Annotated in this window: 25 protein-coding genes and 1 tRNA gene; 10 read left to right on the top strand and 16 right to left on the bottom strand. The window is 53.2% G+C overall.

Translation table 11 applies throughout. The features are described from left to right. The 6 genes from CRO33_RS17635 to zapE form a co-directional block, all read right to left on the bottom strand. Positions 1–452, bottom strand: a 452-nt coding sequence (locus tag CRO33_RS17635) for a transposase domain-containing protein (protein ID WP_176505790.1), incomplete at its 3' end; no start/stop codon positions are given. A 112-nt stretch (positions 453–564) separates the two neighbouring features. Next, positions 565–1,047: a ClpXP protease specificity-enhancing factor gene (sspB, locus tag CRO33_RS17630; protein ID WP_034826642.1), complete on the bottom strand. Its 483-nt coding sequence runs from the start codon at positions 1,045–1,047 to the stop codon at positions 565–567. A gap of 3 nt (positions 1,048–1,050) precedes the next feature. Then, positions 1,051–1,692 (bottom strand): stringent starvation protein SspA, encoded by a 642-nt coding sequence (gene sspA, locus CRO33_RS17625; RefSeq protein WP_034826645.1) that lies wholly within the window; start codon positions 1,690–1,692, stop codon positions 1,051–1,053. A gap of 327 nt (positions 1,693–2,019) precedes the next feature. Beyond that, positions 2,020–2,412, bottom strand: a complete 393-nt coding sequence (gene rpsI, locus CRO33_RS17620; protein WP_034826648.1) for a 30S ribosomal protein S9 — start codon at positions 2,410–2,412, stop codon at positions 2,020–2,022. A 15-nt stretch (positions 2,413–2,427) separates the two neighbouring features. Then, positions 2,428–2,856: a 50S ribosomal protein L13 gene (rplM, locus tag CRO33_RS17615; protein WP_034826650.1), complete on the bottom strand. Its 429-nt coding sequence runs from the start codon at positions 2,854–2,856 to the stop codon at positions 2,428–2,430. A 239-nt stretch (positions 2,857–3,095) separates the two neighbouring features. Further along, positions 3,096–4,223 (bottom strand): cell division protein ZapE, encoded by a 1,128-nt coding sequence (gene zapE / locus CRO33_RS17610; RefSeq protein WP_097119021.1) that lies wholly within the window; start codon positions 4,221–4,223, stop codon positions 3,096–3,098. A 184-nt stretch (positions 4,224–4,407) separates the two neighbouring features. Here zapE and zapG point away from each other — a divergent pair, with 184 nt between their 5' ends. The 3 genes from zapG (at position 4,408) to degS (ending at position 7,460) form a co-directional block, all read left to right on the top strand. Continuing rightward, the gene (gene zapG, locus CRO33_RS17605; RefSeq protein WP_034826655.1) at positions 4,408–4,812 is read left to right on the top strand and encodes a Z-ring associated protein ZapG; all 405 of its coding nucleotides are present in this window, start codon (positions 4,408–4,410) and stop codon (positions 4,810–4,812) included. A gap of 111 nt (positions 4,813–4,923) precedes the next feature. Further along, positions 4,924–6,294, top strand: a complete 1,371-nt coding sequence (gene degQ / locus CRO33_RS17600) for a serine endoprotease DegQ (protein WP_058961870.1) — start codon at positions 4,924–4,926, stop codon at positions 6,292–6,294. Positions 6,295–6,380: 86 nt separating this feature from the next. Beyond that, positions 6,381–7,460 (top strand): outer membrane-stress sensor serine endopeptidase DegS, encoded by a 1,080-nt coding sequence (gene degS / locus CRO33_RS17595; protein WP_034826661.1) that lies wholly within the window; start codon positions 6,381–6,383, stop codon positions 7,458–7,460. Positions 7,461–7,529: 69 nt separating this feature from the next. On the opposite strand, the gene epmA is transcribed toward degS, so the two are convergent. The 4 genes from epmA to efp form a co-directional block, all read right to left on the bottom strand. Further along, positions 7,530–8,507, bottom strand: a complete 978-nt coding sequence (epmA, locus tag CRO33_RS17590) for an elongation factor P--(R)-beta-lysine ligase (protein ID WP_058961869.1) — start codon at positions 8,505–8,507, stop codon at positions 7,530–7,532. Positions 8,508–8,666: 159 nt separating this feature from the next. After that, positions 8,667–8,801: an entericidin A/B family lipoprotein gene (locus tag CRO33_RS17585; RefSeq protein WP_038649531.1), complete on the bottom strand. Its 135-nt coding sequence runs from the start codon at positions 8,799–8,801 to the stop codon at positions 8,667–8,669. Positions 8,802–8,905: 104 nt separating this feature from the next. Further along, positions 8,906–9,040 (bottom strand): entericidin A/B family lipoprotein, encoded by a 135-nt coding sequence (locus CRO33_RS17580; protein ID WP_034826667.1) that lies wholly within the window; start codon positions 9,038–9,040, stop codon positions 8,906–8,908. A 55-nt stretch (positions 9,041–9,095) separates the two neighbouring features. Next, positions 9,096–9,662 carry an elongation factor P gene (gene efp, locus CRO33_RS17575; RefSeq protein WP_034826669.1) on the bottom strand — a complete coding sequence of 189 codons (567 nt, stop codon included), beginning with the start codon at positions 9,660–9,662 and terminating at the stop codon, positions 9,096–9,098. Between the two features lie 41 nt (positions 9,663–9,703). On the opposite strand from efp, the gene epmB reads away from it, so the two are divergent. Further along, positions 9,704–10,732 (top strand): EF-P beta-lysylation protein EpmB, encoded by a 1,029-nt coding sequence (gene epmB, locus CRO33_RS17570; RefSeq protein ID WP_097119020.1) that lies wholly within the window; start codon positions 9,704–9,706, stop codon positions 10,730–10,732. Between the two features lie 43 nt (positions 10,733–10,775). Here epmB and CRO33_RS17565 read toward each other — a convergent pair whose 3' ends face one another. The 4 genes from CRO33_RS17565 to CRO33_RS17550 all read right to left on the bottom strand — a co-directional run bounded on the left by CRO33_RS17565 (position 10,776) and on the right by CRO33_RS17550 (position 13,961). Beyond that, on the bottom strand, positions 10,776–11,123 hold the full coding sequence (locus CRO33_RS17565; RefSeq protein ID WP_034826674.1) for a DUF4156 domain-containing protein: 348 nt from the start codon (positions 11,121–11,123) through the stop codon (positions 10,776–10,778). 198 nt (positions 11,124–11,321) lie between these two features. Then, positions 11,322–12,974, bottom strand: coding sequence for a chaperonin GroEL (groL, locus tag CRO33_RS17560; protein WP_034826677.1), 1,653 nt, complete (start codon positions 12,972–12,974; stop codon positions 11,322–11,324). Positions 12,975–13,019: 45 nt separating this feature from the next. Continuing rightward, the gene (locus CRO33_RS17555; RefSeq protein ID WP_097119019.1) at positions 13,020–13,313 is read right to left on the bottom strand and encodes a co-chaperone GroES; all 294 of its coding nucleotides are present in this window, start codon (positions 13,311–13,313) and stop codon (positions 13,020–13,022) included. Positions 13,314–13,508: 195 nt separating this feature from the next. Then, positions 13,509–13,961: an FxsA family protein gene (locus CRO33_RS17550; protein ID WP_097119018.1), complete on the bottom strand. Its 453-nt coding sequence runs from the start codon at positions 13,959–13,961 to the stop codon at positions 13,509–13,511. A 375-nt stretch (positions 13,962–14,336) separates the two neighbouring features. Here CRO33_RS17550 and aspA point away from each other — a divergent pair, with 375 nt between their 5' ends. The 6 genes from aspA to CRO33_RS17520 all read left to right on the top strand — a co-directional run bounded on the left by aspA (position 14,337) and on the right by CRO33_RS17520 (position 20,527). Then, complete coding sequence (aspA, locus tag CRO33_RS17545) at positions 14,337–15,773, top strand: aspartate ammonia-lyase (RefSeq protein WP_007886584.1); 1,437 nt, start codon at positions 14,337–14,339, stop codon at positions 15,771–15,773. A 117-nt stretch (positions 15,774–15,890) separates the two neighbouring features. Next, positions 15,891–17,192 carry an anaerobic C4-dicarboxylate transporter gene (locus CRO33_RS17540; protein WP_097119017.1) on the top strand — a complete coding sequence of 434 codons (1,302 nt, stop codon included), beginning with the start codon at positions 15,891–15,893 and terminating at the stop codon, positions 17,190–17,192. An 83-nt stretch (positions 17,193–17,275) separates the two neighbouring features. Then, a complete protein-coding gene (locus tag CRO33_RS17535; RefSeq protein WP_097119016.1) occupies positions 17,276–18,976 on the top strand; it encodes a protein-disulfide reductase DsbD in 1,701 nt (566 codons plus the stop codon). A gap of 66 nt (positions 18,977–19,042) precedes the next feature. Continuing rightward, on the top strand, positions 19,043–19,621 hold the full coding sequence (dicD, locus tag CRO33_RS17530) for a division control transcriptional repressor DicD (protein ID WP_097119015.1): 579 nt from the start codon (positions 19,043–19,045) through the stop codon (positions 19,619–19,621). A gap of 244 nt (positions 19,622–19,865) precedes the next feature. Then, positions 19,866–19,941, top strand: a tRNA-Phe gene (locus tag CRO33_RS17525). A gap of 256 nt (positions 19,942–20,197) precedes the next feature. Further along, positions 20,198–20,527 (top strand): helix-turn-helix domain-containing protein, encoded by a 330-nt coding sequence (locus CRO33_RS17520; protein WP_045831892.1) that lies wholly within the window; start codon positions 20,198–20,200, stop codon positions 20,525–20,527. A 195-nt stretch (positions 20,528–20,722) separates the two neighbouring features. Here the strand turns inward: CRO33_RS17520 and CRO33_RS17515 are convergent, their stop codons facing one another. Beyond that, entirely contained in the window at positions 20,723–21,022 is a 300-nt protein-coding gene (locus CRO33_RS17515) for a helix-turn-helix domain-containing protein (RefSeq protein WP_034826692.1), read from the bottom strand. Further along, on the bottom strand, positions 21,015–21,374 hold the full coding sequence (locus tag CRO33_RS17510; protein ID WP_097119014.1) for a type II toxin-antitoxin system RelE/ParE family toxin: 360 nt from the start codon (positions 21,372–21,374) through the stop codon (positions 21,015–21,017). The genes CRO33_RS17515 and CRO33_RS17510 overlap by 8 nt, the downstream gene beginning before the upstream one ends. Positions 21,375–21,541 lie beyond the last annotated feature (167 nt).

The raw sequence follows: 21,541 nt of genomic DNA, 5'->3' as shown, positions 1-21,541 counted from the left end.
CGGACGAAAGCCTTCTCATTATCAGGTGTTTCTGGCGTGCGCCAGACAACGCCGTCAACAGCGTACAGCGTCAGACCACACCAGTCAGGGTGGGAAGTCTGTGCATTCCAGAGCTCGCTGCTCTGTTCGAAAACCCGCCGTACAGCGTCGTCCCCCAGCCGCTGCCTTGCCTGCACTACGGCACTGGGCGCAACGAAAGGACGGTTTCCCGGTAAAAGAATATCAAGGCGATTAACGATGGCGTGAAGGGGTTCTTTGCGCTCAAGGGCCATGCCGATGAGACACCAGACCATCAGATCTGTAGTGAGTCTGCGCTTACGGAGCGTGACCGTGCCAGCTTCCTCAAGGCAGCGGCTGATGAGCGCAGGGTCAAGAACATCCGCGAGCGTATTCAGAGGATTACGAAGAGAATCGTAACGAGAGACGATATCAAGGGCCTGACTGAGCTGCATAAAAAAATCCGGAAACGAAGCGTTTCCGGATTCTTACACAGCCACTGGATCGTTCAACTGATCCTTAACTGATCGGCATTAGGCCAATTGGCCCGTTTTTATTGCATGCGATTTACTTCACCACGCGCAATGAAGGACGTCCACCACGCGGTGGCGGTTCATCATCCGGCGAGTGATCGTTATCAGCCGCATCGTCGGGACGATCGCCATCAATCACTGACATCATCGTCTCTTCCTGGCCTTCCTGTTCGTTGGTTTCCAGCTCGTAAGCCGGTTCCGGTTCGAACATGGTGCCAGCACCGTTTTCACGTGCGTAGATGGCCAGCACAGCGGCCATTGGCACAGAAACCTGGCGCGGCACGCCGCCGAAGCGCGCATTGAAACGCACTTCGTCATTGGCGAGGTCGAGGTTACCGACAGCGCGCGGCGCAATGTTCAGAACGATCTGGCCATCACGCGCATACTCCAGCGGCACCTGCACACCAGGCAGATTGATGTCGACTACCAAATGCGGCGTCAACTGGTTATCGAGCAGCCAGTCATAAAACGCACGCAGCAGATAGGGACGACGAGCCGTTAGTTGCGACATTTCCATACATTAGCCCCGGGCTTGCAGGCGCATTTCACGTTCCGCTTCCGTTAATGAAGCGAGGAAAGAGTCACGTTCAAATACGCGCGTCATGTAGCCTTTCAGCTCTTTAGAACCGGCACCCACCAGCTCAACGCCCATCTGCGGCAAACGCCACAGCAGCGGTGCCAGATAGCAGTCGACCAGGCTGAACTCTTCGCTCATGAAGAACGGCGTGCGCGAGAACAATGGCGCAATCGCCAGCAGCTCTTCACGCAGTTGTTTGCGCGCGGCATCAGCTTCAGCGTTGTTACCAGTTTCGATGGCGCGCATCAGGGTGTACCAGTCCTGCTCGATGCGATGCATCATCAGGCGGCTTTCACCACGGGCAACCGGGTAAACAGGCATCAGCGGTGGATGCGGGAAACGCTCATCCAGGTATTCCATGATGATGCGTGATTCATACAACGTCAGTTCACGGTCGACCAGCGTTGGTACAGTGCGATACGGGTTGAGGTCAATCAGATCCTGCGGCAGGTTATCCGTTTCAACCTGCTCGATCTCCACGCTGACGCCTTTTTCAGCCAGTACAATACGTACTTGATGGCTAAAAATGTCAGTCGGACCAGAAAACAGCGTCATTACCGAACGTTTGTTGGCAGCGACAGCCATGAAAACCTCCAAGTTTGTTCACAAAAAGATACTGCGAATAGCCAACCACGCGGCGACTCACCTGCTCATCAGATTCGCACACAGCCAACGTCAGTGGCGCTTTCCCGTCGTCCCGACAGAAATAACACGCACAACGCTCCGGCTTGCGGGCGCAAAGTGTCAGTGAGTTTACCAGATTTTAAGCAGCTTGTGGGGCAGGGATAATGATTTGCGGGCAAAATGCGGGTAAAGCTCGCGTTTTTAGCGTGAAAAATCGTGAATGGCGACAATAAAAAACCCGCCGAAGCGGGTTTTTTGAGCAAATTGTGTCTGCCGAAGCAGCAACAATTAACGCTTAGAGAACTGCGGACGACGACGTGCTTTACGCAGGCCGACTTTCTTACGTTCAACTTCACGTGCGTCACGGGTAACGAAGCCCGCTTTACGCAGTTCAGGACGCAGAGACTCGTCGTATTCCATCAGAGCGCGTGTGATACCGTGACGGATCGCACCAGCCTGACCAGAAATACCACCACCTTTAACGGTGATGTACAGGTCAAATTTACCAACCATATCAACCAGCTCCAGCGGCTGACGCACGACCATGCGTGCAGTCTCGCGACCGAAGTATTGCTCCAGTGAGCGCTGGTTAATGACGATGTTACCGCTACCCGGCTTGATGAAGACGCGAGCGGCAGAGCTTTTGCGGCGACCAGTGCCGTAGTTTTGAGTTTCAGCCATTGCCTATAATCCCGATTAAATGTCAAGAACTTGCGGTTGCTGCGCCGCGTGAGTGTGCTCGTTGCCTGCGTAAACTTTCAGTTTACGGTACATAGCACGACCCAGTGGGCCTTTCGGCAGCATGCCTTTAACCGCGATTTCAATCACACGCTCAGGACGGCGCTCGATCATCTCTGCAAAGGTCGCTTGCTTGATACCACCGATGTGGCCAGTGTGGTGATAGTAAATCTTGTCAGTACGCTTGTTGCCGGTTACAGCAACTTTCTCAGCGTTCAGAACGATGATGTAATCACCGGTATCAACGTGCGGAGTGTATTCCGCTTTGTGCTTACCACGCAGACGGCGCGCCAGTTCAGTCGCCAGGCGACCCAAGGTTTTGCCCGTTGCGTCAACAACATACCAGTCACGCTGTACGGTTTCTGGTTTAGCTGTAAAAGTTTTCATTGAAAAGCTTACCCAAATAAAAAGTTACACGTTGGTGAAATCCCAAACGCTAAGTAAACGATTGAGGCTCACACGACCATTTTGCCCAGCAAGCCACCCCTTCAAGTGAGTTACCGGATCACATCGAGTTCTTGGGAAAGAAAACCGATGCTGTAACGTGGGGTCGCAAGATTATAGAGAAGTCGAACTCAAAGATCGAACCTTTTTGCATCGAAATCCTGCGATTTTTGCCCACGCCATCAGGGCAGATGCGGCAGACGCAAATACTCTTCGCTTTGCATCTCCTGCAAACGCGACAAGCAGCGTTGATACTCAAACTTCAGGCGCGTGCCCTGATAAATTTCAAACAGTGAGGTTTCGGCCGCCACCACCAGTTTCACGTGGCGTTCGTAGAATTCATCGACCAGCGCCAGGAAGCGGCGTGCCTGATCTTCGGTCTTGTAAATCATCACCGGCACATCATACAGCAATACGCTGTGGAAGCGGCGTGATAGCTCGATGTAGTCATGCTGACTACGCCCTTCGCCACACAGCGCGAGGAAATCAATCGCCAGCACGCCTTCATTAACGCCCAGCGTTGGCATCTGACGGTGGTTAATTTCCAGTACCGGCGCCTCTTCACGCGGCTTGCCGGACAAGGCGCGGAACATGCGCTCCATTTCAGCATGCGTGGCATCGTTAAGCGGGAAATTCCACAGATGCGCGGATGTCAGTGTACGCAAGCGATAGTCGATACCCGCATCCACGTTCATCACATCACAATGACGTTTGATCTGCTCAATTGCGGGCAGAAAACGCGGGCGCTGCAGGCCATTGCGATAGAGATCGTCAGGCGGAATATTGGACGTCGCCACCAGCGCAATGCCGCGATCGAACAGTGCTTCCATCAGCGTGCCCAACAGCATGGCATCGGTAATATCAGACACAAAGAATTCGTCGAAGCAGAGAATATCGGTTTCTGCTTTAAAGCGGTCGGCCACAATCAGCAGCGGATCGCTATGGCCTTGTAACTGGGTCAGTTCTTCATGGACGCGCAGCATAAAACGATGAAAATGCAGGCGGAGTTTGCGATCGCCAGGAATAGACTGAAAAAATAAATCCATCACCCAGGTTTTACCGCGACCCACGCCGCCCCACATATACAGCCCGCGCACCGGCGCTTCGTTGCTGCTTTTCTCTTTGGACATCAGCTTCGACAGGCGGCCAAATAGCCCTTTAGGGGCGGGTTCAGGCGCGGGCTTACGGGCAATCAATCCTTGCTGGATCGCATCCAGGCGGGTAATGGCTTCGCGTTGTACATCATCTGGACGAAACTCGCCCTGTGATAGCGCCTGCTCATAGCGGGCAAGCGGAGATGAGGTTTGCATGGTTCTCTCAGAATCCCTGAAAAAGTCCGATTCACGGGTCGGTTGGCGAAAATTAGGCCGCACTACACTAAGCGATGCAGCCCGAGAGTTCCACTTCCATAAGATTATTGGGTATAGTGGCTGCTATTGAAGTGGAAACAGAAGCAATGCCCTACGAAGCAACGGAAATTACACGGGAGTCATTATGACCTGGGAATACGGGCTGATTGGTTTAGTGATTGGCATTATTGTCGGCGCAGTTGTCATGCGTTTTGGCAACAAGAAGCTGCGTGAGCAGCGTAGCATGCAGTACGAACTGGAAAAATCGAAGGCTGAGCTGGCAGATTATCGCGAAGAGCTCACCAACCACTTTGCGCGCAGCGCAGAATTGCTAGACAACATGGCACATGATTATCGCCAGCTGTATCAGCATATGGCAAAGGGTTCGAATGACCTGCTGCCAAATCTGCCGGGCGAAAAAAATCCGTTTGCTTATCAGCTGACGGAAGCCGAAGCGGATAACGATCAGGCACCGGTGCAGATGCCGCGTGATTACTCTGATGGCGCATCCGGTTTGCTGCGCGGCAGCGACCGTACACCGCGTAAATAATCCTTTTGGGGCACAGCTTAGCTGTGCCCTTTTTGTTTTTCGAACACTTACGCCAAACTACTGTCACACTTTCTATCCCCTTTCTTCTTTCGCAGCGAGAGCGTTGTAGCAATGAAAAAACAAGCACGGCTGTTAAGCGCATTAGCCTTGAGTATTGGGATGAGTCTGGCGGCAACGCCTGGCGCGATGGCGACGCTGCCCGCTCAGGTTCAGGGACAAGCACTGCCGAGTCTGGCACCCATGCTGGAAAAAGTTCTGCCCGCGGTCGTTAGCGTGCATGTTGAAGGCACCGACAGCGGCCAGCAGGCACAGGATATTCCTGAACCGCTGAAGCGCTTCTTTGGCCAGGCACCGGGACAATCCCAGCCACAGCCGTTTGAAGGCCTTGGTTCAGGCGTGATCATTGATGCGGCTAAAGGCTACATCCTCACCAACAACCACGTGGTGAACGGTGCCGATAAAATCAGCGTCCAGCTCAGCGATGGCAATGAATATGATGCCAAGCTGATTGGCCATGATGAGCAAACCGATATCGCGCTGATCCAGGTTGAAGGCGCTAAAAATCTGACGCAGGTGAAAATTGCCGACTCCGACTCCCTGAAAGTGGGCGATTTTGCTGTGGCTATCGGTAACCCCTTCGGTCTTGGCCAAACGGCCACCTCCGGCATTATTTCGGCGTTGGGCCGCAGCGGGTTGAACCTTGAAGGCCTGGAAAACTTCATCCAGACCGATGCGGCGATTAACCGGGGGAACTCCGGCGGTGCGCTGGTGAACCTGAATGGCGAGTTGATTGGTATCAACACCGCGATTCTTGCCTCCAGCGGCGGCAACATTGGTATCGGCTTCGCGATTCCCAGCAATATGGCGATGAACCTCGCGCAGCAGCTGATTCAGTCTGGTGAAGTGAAGCGTGGTCAGTTGGGCATTAAAGGCACCGAAATGACGCCTGACATCGCCAAAGCCTTTAACGTTGACGCTCAGCGTGGTGCCTTTGTTTCTGAAGTGCTGCCTAACTCGGCGGCGCAGAAAGCGGGCATTAAAGCGGGTGACATCATCACCTCCATCAATGACAAAGCGATCACCAGCTTTGCCGAGTTGCGCGTAAAAGTGGGCACCACCCCACCGGGTCAGCAGGTGAAAATTGGTCTGCTGCGTGAAGGCAAACCGGTGACGGTGACCGTGACGCTGGAACAGAGCGCGCAAACCACCGCCAGCGCCCAGCTGATGTCACCGGCGTTACAAGGTGCCACCTTGAGCGATGGTGCCTCTAAAGCCGGCGACAAAGGCGTGAAAGTGGATGCCATCGAAAAAGGCACGCCAGCTGAGCAGGCAGGTTTGCAGAAAGATGATGTGATTGTCGGTGTGAACCGCGATCGCGTGACCTCGCTGGCTGAAATGCGTAAAGCGCTGGAAAGTAAACCCGCGATCCTGGCACTGAACGTGGTGCGTGGCGACGAGAGCATTTACTTACTTATGCGATAATCCTCGCAACAGGCGGACAAGCAGGTGTTTGTCCGCCTTTCTCATGTTATTCTGCCCAGCGATCCCACCTTTCCTGAAATAACACCATGTTTCTTAAACTTTTGCGTTCTGTGGTGATGGGCCTGATCGTAGCGGGTTTGCTGCTGGTAGCGATCCCTGCGCTGCGTATGAGCAGCAACGTCACCTTTGATCATGACAACAGTGATGATGAATCCCCCGTGAGCTTCAATCAGGGGGTGCGCCGCGCTGTGCCTGCGGTGGTCAACGTCTACAACCGCAGTGCCCATGGCAACAATAATCGCGGTATCACCACGCTGGGTTCTGGCGTGATCATGAACGTGAAAGGCTACATTCTCACGAACAAGCATGTCATTAATAACGCCGACCAGATCATTGTGGCGTTGCAGGATGGTCGTTTCTTTGAAGCCACCTTAGTGGGTTCAGATGCGATGACCGATTTAGCGGTGCTGAAAATCAGCGCCACTAACCTGCCGGTGATTCCGATTAACGCTAACCGTATCGCACATATCGGCGATGTGGTGATGGCGATTGGTAACCCCTACAACCTCGGGCAGACCGTCACTCAGGGCATTATCAGTGCCACCGGGCGCGTGGGCTTGAGCTCATCGGGTCGTCAAAATTTCCTGCAGACCGATGCATCCATCAATCAGGGCAACTCAGGCGGTGCGCTGATTAACTCGCTCGGCGAACTAATGGGCATTAACACCCTGACATTTGATAAAAGCAATGATGGCGAAACGCCAGAAGGGATTGGCTTTGCGATTCCAACCGCGTTAGCAACCAAGATCATGGATAAATTGATTCGTGACGGTCGGGTCATTCGTGGCTACATTGGCATCACCGGCCGTGAGCTGCCGCCGCTACACGGTCAGGGCAGCAGTCTGGATCGTGCACAGGGTATTATCGTCAGTGAGGTTACGCCAGGCGGGCCAGCCGATCGGGCAGGCATTCAAGCCAATGATGTGCTTTTACAGGTGAACGGCAAACCGGCGCTGTCGGCGCAGGAAACCATGGATCAGGTCGCCGAGATTCGTCCAGGATCGGTGATTCAGGTGCAGGTTCTGCGTAACGAACAAAAGATGATGCTGCCAGTCACTATTCAGGAGTTCCCCGAAGCGCCAGCCGCACCCACCACGCAGCAGTAACCCTTGAATGAACAACGGCGCAATACATGCGCCGTTGTTGTCTGAGACATCCTGCCCGAGCATAAATGATCAGCTGCGGTCCACCGGGAAGGCAATCACGTCGCTTAATGCATTGGCTTTCAACGCCAGCATAATCAAACGATCCACACCCAACGCCACACCTGAACAAGCAGGCATGCCATGTGCCAGCGCATCCAGCAGGTTGGTATCAATCGGGTGCTGCGGTAAACCACGCGCTGCACGGCGACGATTATCCTGCTCAAAGCGCTGACGCTGTTCGCGGCTATCGGTCAATTCGCGGAAGCCGTTAGCCAACTCCACGCCTTTGTAATACACCTCGAAACGCTCCGCGACGCGATGATCCTCAGTGCTGATTTCGGCCAATGCCGCCTGACTGGCCGGGAAGTGATACACGAAGCACGGTTTCTCGTTACCAATCTTCGGCTCAACACCCAGCATAAACAGCAGCTGCAACAAGGTATCGCGGTCTTCTTCACGATTCGCCAGTTCACCCTCACCCAACTTCGTCGCGGCTTCACGCAGCTGCGTTTTATCTGCTGACAAAGGATCAAGTTCCAGATGGCGAATAAATGCCTGCTGATACGATAAAGATTCGGCGCTATCGCACTCCAGCACCTGCTGCATCAGATCGTCGACTTCATTCATCAGGCGATACATATCGTAGTGAGGACGATACCACTCCAGCATGGTGAACTCAGGATTATGGTGGCGCCCTGCTTCTTCGTTACGGAAGCAACGTCCCATCTGATAGATTGGGCCACTGCCCGCCGCCAGCAGACGCTTCATATGATATTCCGGGCTGGTCATCAGCCACAGATCGCGCCCTTCCGCTGCACCTGGACCCACAAAGCGCGTCTGGAACGGCACCAGATGGATATCCGTGATGGTCGCCTGGCTCATCGCCGGGGTATCGACCTCCAGCACGCCGCGATCGGCAAAGAAACGACGAATCTCCGCCAAAATAGCGGCGCGTTTCAACAAATTGGCAATGGGTGCGCTCGGCTGCCAGCTTGCCGTTTCGCTCATGTTGGTGACTCCTTATACAGATAAGGGGGAGAAGTCTACCCGTATTGGCTACGGCAAACAACGGCGTGACGGGATCGAAGGCGTTAGCGGTGCTTTTTCAGACAAAGAAAGAGGGAATCAGGGAATCCGGTACGAAATCGGGTTTCGCACCGGTTTGGATCACTGTGCGCTACGCTGAATCGCTTTGCCACCGGCCTGAACGTCCTCGCCAACACCACGGGTGGTGTTGCAGGCGGTCAACACAGAGGAAAGCACCAGAACAGAAAGAATCGCGACAATACTTTTCTTTAACATAGCCATATCCTTGTTGGTTGCAGTAAAAGTACAGCCATTCAAGCATAGACCTTATACACAATCTTGCTGGCTAAGCCGCTGAGAAAAGGCGGCGCCCTCGCAATTTATTTATCAGCTGCGCGTGAAATGGCACCGCCCAAATGGGAGACGTCTTCACCAAAGCCGTGGAAAGTGTTGCAGGCACTTAAAGCAGAAGAGACCAGCAACGCAAAAACAGCCAATTTCGCCATCTTTTTCATTATTCTGAACTCATAGAGAAAAAAGGCGCATCGAGTGATGCGCCTGATTTGGCAATTATTTTACGCGAGAAACGTATTCGCCAGAGCGGGTGTCAACTTTAACCACTTCGCCAATCTGGACGAACAGTGGAACTTTGATCACTGCGCCAGTAGACAGGGTCGCTGGCTTGCCGCCGGTACCGGCAGTATCACCTTTCAGACCTGGATCTGTTTCGATGACTTCTGCTTCGATGAAGTTCGGTGGCTGAACAGCGATCGCTTTATCGTTCCACAGGGTAACGATACAATCCGCATTGTCCTGCAACCATTTGGTCACGTCATCCAGCACTTTAGATTCGATCTGATACTGCTCGAAAGACTCAGGGTGCATGAAGTAGTAGAAGTCGCCGTCGTTGTAAGAGTACTGCAGCGTCATATCACGAACGTCTGCGCCTTCGGCAGAGTCGGTAGATTTGAAGGTCTTCTCAACGCGAGAACCGGTCAGCAGACGACGCATTTTAACGCGTGCAAATGCCTGGCCTTTACCCGGTTTAACGAACTCACTGGCTTCGATGGCATATGGCTCGCCTTCGAACATGATTTTAAGACCGGGACGGAAATCGTTGCTAAGATAAGTCGCCATAAAGGCCCTCTGTAAATATTGAACTGGTAATAGCCAAAAAAATGGCAAACATTGTAACCCTAAATCCCCCCATCAGAGAAGATTGGTTGCAGCAACTTGCTGATGTTGTCACCGATCCTACTGAATTACTGCGACTTTTATCTCTCGAACAGCATGCGGATTTGGCCGCAGGCAACGATGCGCGCAAGCTTTTTGCGCTGCGCGTGCCGCGTGCCTTCATTCAACGCATGACGCCGGGCAATGCGCACGACCCCCTTTTGCTGCAGGTATTAACCAGCCGTCAGGAATTTGTCGATGCGCCAGGTTACAGCACTGACCCGCTGGATGAGCAAAGTAGCGTGGTGCCCGGTTTACTGCATAAGTACAGAAACCGTGCATTGCTGCTGGTGAAGGGCGGCTGTGCGGTTAACTGCCGCTACTGCTTCCGTCGCCATTTCCCCTATCAGGATAATCAGGGCAATAAGCGTAACTGGCAGGCGGCGATCGATTACATCGCTGAGCATCCAGAGCTGGATGAGATTATCTTCTCGGGTGGCGATCCGCTGATGGCTAAAGACCATGAGCTGGCGTGGCTGGTGGGCGCACTGGAGAAAATCCCCCATCTGAGGCGTCTGCGCATTCATAGCCGCCTCCCGGTGGTAATCCCGGCACGCATTACCGAAGGGTTATGCCAGATTCTGGCCGAGACGCGCCTGCAAGTGCTGATGGTGAGCCACATCAACCACGCGCAAGAGATTGACGATGAGCTGCGCTACGGCATGCAGATGCTGAAACGCGCGGGTGTCACCTTGCTTAATCAGAGCGTGCTGCTGCGCGGTATCAATGATGATGCACAAGCGCTGGCCAACCTGAGCAACGCGCTGTTTGATGCCGGTATTCTGCCCTATTACCTGCACGTGCTGGATAAAGTACAGGGCGCGGCGCATTTCTTTGTGCCGGATGAAGAAGCCCGTGCGCTAGTACGCCAGTTGTTAACCATGGTATCGGGTTATATGGTGCCGAAGCTGGCGCGCGAGATTGGTGGTGAGCCAAGTAAAACGCCGCTGGATTTGCAGTTACGCCAGGAATAAAAAAAGCCGCATCAGCGGCTTTTTTTACATCTCTTTCATGCCATTACGGGCACTTATACACCTGACCAGACATTTTGCTGTCAAGCGGTGCGAAAGCTGAAAGCAGGTTCTGCGTTGGGCTGGTTGCACCGTAAATCACGTTGCCACCCATCTCTGCCGCGCGGTTACGCAGGTCATTGGCTGCGCCACGCAAAGAACTGCCTTCACCGCCTGAACCGCTCAACCAGTTGCTCTGTGAGCCGGTGACATTGCCCAGCAGCTGACATTGGCTTCCAGGCTGTTGGTCAACGAAAGTGACACGCTGTCCGCCGGAACTCAGTTGATTGGAGCTGCTGCAGCCCGCCAGCAGTAAAGTCCCTACCGCCAGTCCGAGCAAGAGGTTAATCCGCATTGTAATCCCCATTTATTATCATCAGTGTCGGGCGGCAGCGTAGCAGAAAAGCGCACTTTTTTTCTGAACATTCATTGCCCTAAACCCGCAAAGCCGAAGTATTGCGCTCTTACTTATACCTTGTTCGCCACCAAAAGAAAAACCCCCGACCGTTTCCGATCGAGGGTTTTTCACATGACTTAAGCAGTCAGGGGCAAATTACATCATGCCGCCCATTCCGCCCATGCCACCCATGCCGCCAGCGCCACCTAAATCAGGAGCATCGCCTTTAGGCAGGTCAGTTACCATCGCTTCGGTGGTGATCATCAGGCCCGCAACAGAAGACGCGTACTGCAGCGCAGAACGGGTCACTTTGGTTGGGTCCAGGATACCGAAGTCGATCATGTTGCCGTATTCTTCAGTCTGAGCGTTGTAGCCGTAGTTGCCGTCGCCTGCTTTCACGTTGTTAGCAACAACAGATGGCTCTTCACCGGCGTTAGAAACGATCTGACGCAGTGGAGCTTCCATTGCGCGCAGCGCAACTTTGATACCCACGTTCTGATCTTCGTTCTGACCTTTCAGGCCAGAAGCAGCGATCTTGGCTGCAACGCGAACCAGTGCAACACCACCACCAGCAACCACGCCTTCTTCTACCGCAGCACGGGTAGCGTGCAGGGCATCTTCAACGCGTGCTTTCTTCTCTTTCATTTCAACTTCAGTGGCTGCACCCACTTTCAGAACGGCCACGCCGCCTGCCAGTTTCGCTACGCGCTCCTGCAGTTTTTCTTTGTCGTAATCAGAAGTTGCTTCTTCGATCTGCTGACGGATCTGAGTCACACGGCCAGAGATTGCACCCTGATCGCCCACACCATCGATGATGGTAGAAGTATCTTTGTTGATCACAACACGCTTAGCCTGACCCAGATCTTCCAGGGTCGCTTTTTCCAGCTCCATACCGATCTCTTCAGAGATGACGGTACCGCCAGTCAGGATTGCGATATCCTGCAGCATTGCTTTACGACGGTCGCCGAAGCCTGGTGCTTTAACCGCAGCCACTTTCACGATACCGCGCATGGTGTTAACCACCAGAGTTGCCAGTGCTTCGCCTTCAACATCTTCAGCGATGATCAGCAGTGGTTTACCGGCTTTCGCAACCGCTTCCAGTACTGGCAGCAGTTCACGGATGTTAGAGATCTTCTTGTCAGCCAACAGGATAAACGGTGCATCCAGTTCGATTGCGCCAGTTTCTGGCTTGTTGATGAAGTAAGGAGACAGGTAGCCACGGTCGAACTGCATACCTTCAACCACGTCCAGCTCGTCTTGCAGGCCGGTGCCTTCTTCAACGGTGATAACACCTTCTTTGCCCACTTTATCCATCGCTTTCGCGATCAGGGTACCGACTGACTCATCAGAGTTAGCAGAGATGGTACCTACCTGAGCAATGGCTTTAGTATCCTGGCAAGGAACAGACAGCGCTTTCAGCTCTTCAACGGCAGCAGCAACGGCTTTATCGATACCGCGCTTCAGGTCCATTGGGTTCATGCCAGCCGCAACGGCTTTCAGGCCTTCGTTCACGATAGACTGAGCCAGAACGGTTGCAGTGGTGGTGCCGTCGCCCGCAGCGTCGTTCGCTTTAGAGGCCACTTCTTTCACCATCTGTGCACCCATGTTCTCGAACTTGTCTTCCAGCTCGATTTCACGTGCTACAGAAACGCCATCTTTGGTGATGGTCGGTGCACCAAAAGATTTATCCAGAACCACGTTACGGCCTTTCGGGCCCAGGGTAACTTTTACTGCATCTGCCAGTACGTTCACGCCACGCAGCATTTTTACGCGCGCGTCATTACCGAATTTTACGTCTTTAGCTGCCATTTCAAATATCCCTTAAATTCGTTTCGTTCAGTGAATTACGCGTAATTACGCTTCGACAATCGCCAGGATGTCGCTTTCAGAGATGATCAGAACTTCTTCGTTATCGATCTTCTCAGTTTTGGCACCGTAGCCTTCGCTGAAGATAACCAGATCGCCAACTTTCACGTCCAGCGGCTTAACATTACCGTTTTCCAGGATGCGGCCATTACCCACAGCCAGAACTTCACCACGGGTTGATTTGCCAGCTGCAGAGCCGGTCAGAACGATACCGCCAGCAGATTTAGCTTCAACTTCTTTACGCTTGACGATAACGCGATCGTGCAACGGACGAATTTTCATTTGGTAGCTCTCCTTTGAGAAGTCCAATCATTCAGTTTTTTGGGTTGAACCGGACTGCATGGCTTCCGGCCTCGTGGAGAGAGAGATAGGGTCACTAAAAAAGGCTTTCAAGGGGCAAAAAATAAAAAATTTTCGTTTTTGTAACCATTGACGAAAAAGACAGCAAAAAGGGCGACTCTCGCCGCCCTTCTCTTCTTATCGATCTTTATCGTGTCCGATTTGATCCTGATCTTTACGCTCGTATTCGCCATCCATGGTATAGCCACTGTCCGGCCCGGCGCCGGGTCCGCGCCACACACGCAGATGCGGCATTAATTTCAGCGTCAGATGTTTCTGCACCGGAGGCAACAGCAGCAACAAACCGAGGAAGTCAGTAAAGAAGCCCGGCAACAGCAGTAAGAAGCCCGAAATAATCAGTGAAACGCTTTTGGTCATCTCCGCCGCTGGGCTTTCATTGCGCGCCAGCTTCTCCTGCATCAGACGGAAGTTCTTCATACCCTGGTTTTTCACCAGCGACACACCGATGCACGAGGTGAAGATCACCAGTAGCATGGTAAGCAGCACGCCGAGGGCATGTGCAACCTGAATGAAAATTGAGATCTCAATCCAGGCCAGAACAAAAAAAATCACGAACGGTATCCAGCGCACCGATATCTCCTGTGAGTAGGGCTGCCTCGCTTCTTGCCAGGCAGCAGAAAGGGATGGTCTGTCTGACCGTATTGATAGAGATGGGCATCTCAACCCGCGATTTCAACCGATCCTGCCAAATTTTTCCCACTGACTTAAAATTGCGAACTACATCACATATCGTTATTACCGCTGGGCCAGTAAATGCCCGTAAAGTGATCTGTGCACAAACAATTCTGTAACAACAGAATATGATCGTGCCCGCCAGCCCGAAGATGGATAAAATGTCGGTGCTGGTAATCCACGACAATATAATTGCTTCACCTGCACAGTGATTGCCGCCCGACCATCCCGGTCGCCCGGCAGTGACACCGCAGAAATAATAAGAAGGTAATCATGGCGAACAACATTCGTATCGAAGAAGACCTGTTAGGCATGCGCGAAGTTCCGGCAGACGCTTACTACGGTGTTCATACTCTGCGTGCGATTGAGAACTTCTACATTAGTAACAACAAAATCAGTGACATACCGGAATTTGTCCGCGGTATGGTGATGGTCAAAAAAGCAGCCGCGCTCGCCAACAAAGAGCTGCAAACAATCCCTCGCAACATCGCAAACACCATTATTCAGGCCTGTGATGAAGTGCTGAATAACGGTAAATGCATGGATCAGTTCCCGGTTGACGTCTATCAGGGCGGCGCGGGCACCTCGGTCAACATGAACACCAACGAAGTGCTGGCAAACATCGGTCTGGAACTGATGGGCCACCAAAAAGGTGAATACCAGTACCTCAACCCTAACGATCACGTGAATAAGTGTCAGTCGACCAACGATGCTTATCCCACCGGATTCCGTATTGCGGTTTACGCTTCAATTCTGAAACTGCTGGACGGCATCAGCCAGCTCAGTGAAGGCTTCCAGCGTAAAGCGGTCGAGTTCGAAAATATCCTCAAGATGGGCCGTACCCAGCTGCAGGATGCCGTACCGATGACGCTGGGCCAGGAATTCCACGCGTTTAACGTGCTGCTGAATGAAGAAACCCGCAGCATCCTGCGCACCGCAGAACTGCTGCTGGAAGTAAACCTGGGCGCGACGGCCATCGGGACTCGCCTCAACACCCCGGATGGCTATCAGCAGCTGGCCGTTCAGCGTCTGGCGGAAGTCAGTAATCTGCCTGTCGTCCCGGCAGAAGACCTGATTGAAGCAACCTCTGACTGCGGTGCTTACGTGATGGTGCACTCTGCGCTGAAACGTCTGGCGGTGAAACTGTCGAAGATCTGTAACGACCTGCGCCTGCTCTCTTCCGGCCCACGTGCGGGTCTGAACGAAATCAACTTGCCAGAATTGCAGGCCGGTTCATCAATCATGCCAGCCAAAGTGAACCCGGTGGTGCCAGAAGTGGTGAACCAGGTGTGCTTCAAGGTTATCGGCAACGACATTACCGTGACCATGGCATCAGAAGCGGGTCAGCTGCAGCTGAACGTGATGGAACCGGTGATTGGCCAGGCGCTGTTTGAGTCGATCAGCATTCTGACCAACGCCTGCTTCAACCTGCTGGAAAAATGCGTCAACGGCATCACGGCTAACAAAGCGGTATGTGAAGCTTACGTGTTCAACTCCATCGGTATCGTCACTTATCTCAACCCGTATATCGGCCACCACAATGGCGATATCGTCGGCAAGATTTGTGCGGAAACCGGCAAGAGCGTACGTGAAGTGGTATTGGAGCGCGGTCTGCTGACCGAAGCGGAACTGGATGACATCTTCTCCATCCAGAACCTGATGCATCCGACCTACAAAGCCAAACGCTACACCGACGAAAACGAACAGTAATCCGTTCCGGATCAAGTTGCCAAAAGCACGCCTGTATACAATACGGCGTGCTTTTTTCTTATTGGCGGCTACAACTTTAAGAGTCGAGATTTCCCCCACGGCTCAGGAGCGGAATGAATGGTGTTAGTGGAATTATTGATTGTCCTGCTGGCGATCTGGCTGGGTGCACGTCTAGGCGGCATCGGAATTGGATTTGCCGGCGGATTGGGCGTACTGGTGTTGACGCTGTTCTGCGGCATGAAGCCGGGCGCGATTCCCTTCGATGTGATCGAAATTATCATGGCAGTGATTGCCGCAATTGCCGCGATGCAGATTGCAGGCGGACTCGATTACATGGTCGGTTTGGCCGAGCGCCTGCTGCGCCGTCATCCGCGTTACGTCACCTTCCTCGCCCCACTCGTCACCTATGTGATGACGCTGCTGGCGGGCACCGGACACACTGCGTTCTCGACGCTACCCGTCATCGCTGAAGTGGCCAAAGAGCAAGGTGTACGCCCTTCACGCCCACTGTCGATTGCGGTGGTCGCCTCGCAAATTGCCATTACCGCTTCGCCGCTCTCTGCTGCAGTGGTGTTCTTCGCGTCGATTCTGGAACCGCGCGGTGTCAGCTATCTGGCGCTGCTCGCGGTATCGATCCCGTCCACCATGGCTGCCATCTTCTGTGCCGCCGTGATCACCAGCTTTCTTGGTAGAGAGTTAAAAGAAGACGAGGTGTATCAGGCGCGCTTAGCCAAAGGTGAAGTCACACTGCGCGGAGAACGCGTCTATGACATTAAGCCTGGCGCCAAACGTGCGGTCGGGCTATTCCTGATCGGCATAGCGGCAGTTGTGCTCTACGCCACGGCGATCAGCGACAGCGTTGGATTAATAATTAACCCAGTGCTGCCTCGTAACGAAGCGATTGTGGTGTTTATGCTCACCGTCGCCACACTGATTTGCCTAACCTGCAAAGTCGATACCGGCGAAATCCTCAGCGCCAGTACGTTCAAATCCGGCATGAGCGCCTGTATCTGCGTGATGGGTGTGGCGTGGCTGGGCGATACTTTTGTCAAAGCGCATTTGAGTGAGATTCAAACCGCTGCGGGTGACATGCTGCAGAGCTACCCGTGGATGCTGGCGTTAATATTGTTCTTCGCTGCTACCCTGCTCTATTCACAGGCAGCGACCACCAAGGCGTTGATGCCTGCCGCCCTCATGCTTGGCGTATCCCCTCTCGCCGCCGTTGCCTCCTTTGCCGCCGTTTCAGCCCTGTTCGTGTTGCCGACCTATCCCACCTTATTGGCAGCCGTAGAAATGGATGACACCGGTTCGACCCGAATCGGCAAGTTTGTGTTTAATCACTCCTTTATCATTCCCGGCGTGTTGGCGATTGCCTTCTCCGTGGCGTTTGGCTTCCTGTTTGGTAGCCTGATTCTGTAGCGCCGTTACATCCTGAAAACCTCGTGGCGAGGCGGCCGTGCTATCATCGCGGCTCATTCGCCACCGGAGCTGATTACATCCTCATGGCTGCACGACTTTCTCGCCTGATGGGCCTTTGCCTCGCATTGCTGTTTTGCTTTTCAGCACAGGCCAATATCTTCTCACCGAACAATAACAGCCGCTTTGTGCCGGTGGATCAGGCATTTGGCTTCGATTTCAGCCAGCAGGGCAACCAACTCACACTGAGCTGGAAGGTGAAGGACGGCTATTACCTTTATCGTCAGCAGATTCATGTGACGCCGCAAAAAGCACAGATGGCACCGCTCGCTCTGCCGCCAGGACAGCCGCATGAAGATGAGTTCTTCGGCAAGAGCGAAATCTATCCGCAGGATTTACAGGTGCCGATCACTCTGCATCAGGCTGAGTCCGGTGCCACGCTCACGGTGACCTATCAGGGCTGTGCGGCCGCTGGTTTCTGCTACCCGCCCGAAACCCGCTCAGTGCCGCTCACTCCGGTTGCTGCCAATCACGACGCAACCGCCGTTAACGCGCAGCCTGCGCAACAGCGTACGCCACTGCCGTTTTCACCGCTGTGGGCGCTGCTGATTGGCATCGGCGTTGCCTTCACGCCGTGCGTATTGCCGATGTATCCGCTGATCTCCAGCATCATTCTCGGTGGCCAGCGTCGCTACTCTGCTGGACGCCTGTTCGCACTGGCGATGGTCTATGTGCAAGGGATGGCGCTGACCTACACCGTGCTCGGCATGGTGGTGGCCGCCGCAGGTTTACGTTTCCAGGCGGCGCTGCAGCATCCTTACGTGTTGATTGGCCTGTCAGCGCTGTTCATCGTGCTGGCGTTGTCAATGTTTGGCCTGTTCTCACTGCAACTGCCTTCCAGTCTGCAAACGCGCCTGACACTGTGGAGTAATCGTCAGCAAGGCGGTTCATTGCCGGGCGTGTTTATGATGGGCGCACTGGCGGGATTGATCTGCTCGCCCTGCACCACCGCGCCGCTGAGTGCCATTCTGCTGTATATCGCGCAAAGCGGTAATCTGTGGGCCGGTGCGGGCACGCTGTGGCTCTATGCGTTCGGCATGGGCCTGCCGCTGGTTGCCGTAACGATGTTCGGCAACAAGCTGCTGCCGAAAAGTGGCCCGTGGATGCAGAGCGTCAAAGAGGGCTTCGGCTTTGTGATTCTGGCGCTGCCGGTGTTCTTACTGGAGCGTGTAGTGGGTGATGTCTGGGGCTTGCGTCTGTGGAGCCTGCTCGGCGTCGCGTTCTTTGCCTGGGCGTTCAGTCTCAGCCTGCGCGCTAATGGCAAATGGCGCATTCTACAAATCATCATGCTCGCTGCTGCACTGGTGGCCGCTCGCCCGCTGCAGGATTGGGCTTTTGGCAGTAGCGCCAGCGTGCAGTCTGTGGCGCATCTGCCGTTCAAAACCATTGCCAGCAGCGCACAATTGGATAGCGCGCTACAGCAGGCACAAGGCCGCATTACCATGGTCGATCTCTACGCCGACTGGTGCGTCGCCTGCAAAGAGTTCGAGAAGTACACCTTCAGCGATGAAGGCGTGCGTGCCGATTTGAGTCAGGTGCAGTTACTGCAAGCCAACGTCACCGCGAATAACGCGCAGGATAACGCCCTGTTGCAGCATTTACAGGTATTAGGCTTGCCCACCATTCTGTTCTTTGATGCGCAAGGCAAAGAAATCCCTGACTCACGCGTCACCGGTTTCCTTAACGCTGCCGACTTCCGCGCGCATTTGCACAAACTGTCGCGTTAAACGACACTGGTTGCAGGACACTGCCCGTTCGTGCGCGAGCGGGCCCGCACTCCAGAGGAGAGTCACTTGCAACGTGAACAGATTCTTGAGCATGCGCTGAATGTGCTTGAGCAAAGCGGCCTTGCCGCCACCACTTCCCTGCAGCAGTTGGCCGGTGAGACCGGACTTGATGCAGAACATCTTGAACGTTTCTGGCCCGACCGTGACGCATTATTGTATGACGCGCTGCGCTATCACGGTCAGCAGATTGACAGCTGGCGCCGCCAGATACAGCTCAATGAACATCTCACAGCCCAACAAAAATTGCTGGCGCGTTACGACGTGTTAAGTGAGCACGTGAACAAAGGCCGCTTTCCCGGCTGCCTGTTTATCGCCGCCTGCAGCTTCTATCCGCAGCCTGACCAACCCGTACATCAGTTAGCAGAGCAGCAGAAACGCAGCTCATGGCAGTTCACTCATGAAATTCTGGTGGATTTGGCGCTGGATAATCCGACGATGGTGGCCGATCAAATGGAGCTGATTCTCGAGGGTTGTCTGAGCAAGCTGCTAGTGAAACGCAACGTGCAGGATGTGTCCACCGCGCGTCGTCTGGCAGAGGATGTGCTGAGTATTGCGCTGTGCCGACAGAACGGGGCACTGGCCTAAACTTTCGCAGGAGGCCCTTAAGCCCGTGCATCATGCAGGTCACGCAGGTCACGCAGGTCACGCAGGTCACGCAGGTCACGCAGGTCACGCAGGTCACGCAATCCTGAATACTGCTTTACCACCAGCGGGCACGATGAGATTTTGCACACCCTGCCTGAAAAGCAAGCAATCAGTCACGATTGCTACGCTTTTTTGACGAAAGCCGTTGACGGCTGAAAGCCATTAGGGTTTAATGCGCCCCGTTGCCCGGATAGCTCAGTCGGTAGAGCAGGGGATTGAAAATCCCCGTGTCCGTGGTTCGATTCCGCGTCCGGGCACCAACATTCTGAAAACCCAGCTTATGGCTGGGTTTTTGCTTTTCTGCGTTTGACGTTTTCAAAACTTAATCCCTTAGCCCCCCCTCAACTTTATTATGTCCCACTTTAAGGACTTAAATCACCTTTAATCCTCATAAAGTACTATATAAGGGACTCTACAATACATCCATTTATCATGACAATGATCCGATAGAGTCCTATAATTTGGACATTAAACGCATGACCGACGATAAAGTGTCTACATTGGGACTTTAAAGATATGACTACTCCTTCCGCATCTGCACTGGCTGAAGAAATTGGCCAGCGACTCAAGCAAGCCCGTCTAAATCGTGACTTAACGCAGACGGAGGTTGCTGAGCGCGCAGGTGTTGCACGTAAGTCTGTGCTCAATGCTGAAAAAGGAAAAGTGCCGTTCGATGTCTTTATCGCCATCATGGTAGCGTTGGATCTCACCGAAAAGCTGGAGCTGTTTCTGCCGCGTCAGGAGATATCCCCGATTCAACTTGCAAAGCTGCAGGGTAAACAAAGGCGTAGAGCTTCAGGACAACGAAAAGATAAACCGCTCAGGGAGGAGAAATCAGAATGGTAATGGAAGTTATCAATGTTACCTTTGCACAACAAGAAGTGGGTGCTTTCTGCAAAGCCGCTGTCTTAGATATTTAAACAGCATCAATGAACATAATCGCATCTAGATAAGCTGCAGGATGCCTCACGGCATCCTCAAACGACCTGCAACCGAAAATCTTCACCATTCATCCAAATGAAATAGAGAAACTTATTAATGTCAAAGCAGAAAAGTTCGCCCATCGCCCGTAGGTAGTTCAACGTTCAAGCTCAGCTTTCCGCCTAATGCCTCAACATACTTTTTTAGGCTTGAGAGTTTTATATCATCGCCTCGGGCTTCAATAGCTGCTATGGCTGGCTGTGAAACGCCCATTTTCTCGGCTAACTGTACTTGTGAGAGCTCAAGCTCTTCGCGTAAGTGTCGTAATTGAACCTCAATAATTTTATCCGCGACTTTAGCCTTAATTCTCTTCTGTGATTCTGGAGATCGTTGTGCAATGAGTTCTTCCAGTTTAGGCATGTATTATTCCTCTCAAATGCTTGCTGTATTCTTGATCTGCTAATTTGATCATTGATCGGTAAAACCGCTTCTGATTGATCCCCGTTTTGTCCCCTGCACACAAGACGATCCCCTTCCTTCTGGGATCGAATGCGAAGAACGCCCGAACAGGCCTACCATTACTTTGCACGCGCATTTCTTTCATATTTGCATATTGAGAGCCGATGATGGTGTCTACATCAGGCCGCCCTAAATGAGGGCCGAAGATTTTCAACACTTCCAGGCTTGCGAGTACATCTTCAATCATTTCATCATCCTGCGCTTTTAGCCACGCTGCAAAATGCTCCGTTGTATCAACGCTCCAGTTGTTCAAAAGTCCCTCACATGAACTGTAGTTTATACGCCTTGGATATAAACTAGAAGTTATATTTGAAACTTACCTTTTTTCAATACCTGAACGCTTAAGTGAGTTTGAAATAATGTTGAACTGAGATACATCGCGAATAAAACTGCAAACAGCCTGCAAAGTGCAGTTAGTCA

This window comes from Pantoea sp. GL120224-02 (genome assembly GCF_900215395.1).
GTDB classification, from domain to species: Bacteria; Pseudomonadota; Gammaproteobacteria; order Enterobacterales; family Enterobacteriaceae; genus Pantoea; species Pantoea communis.
The sequence above is the reverse complement of the archived record's forward strand: the minus strand, read 5'-3'. Positions and strand labels throughout refer to the sequence as shown.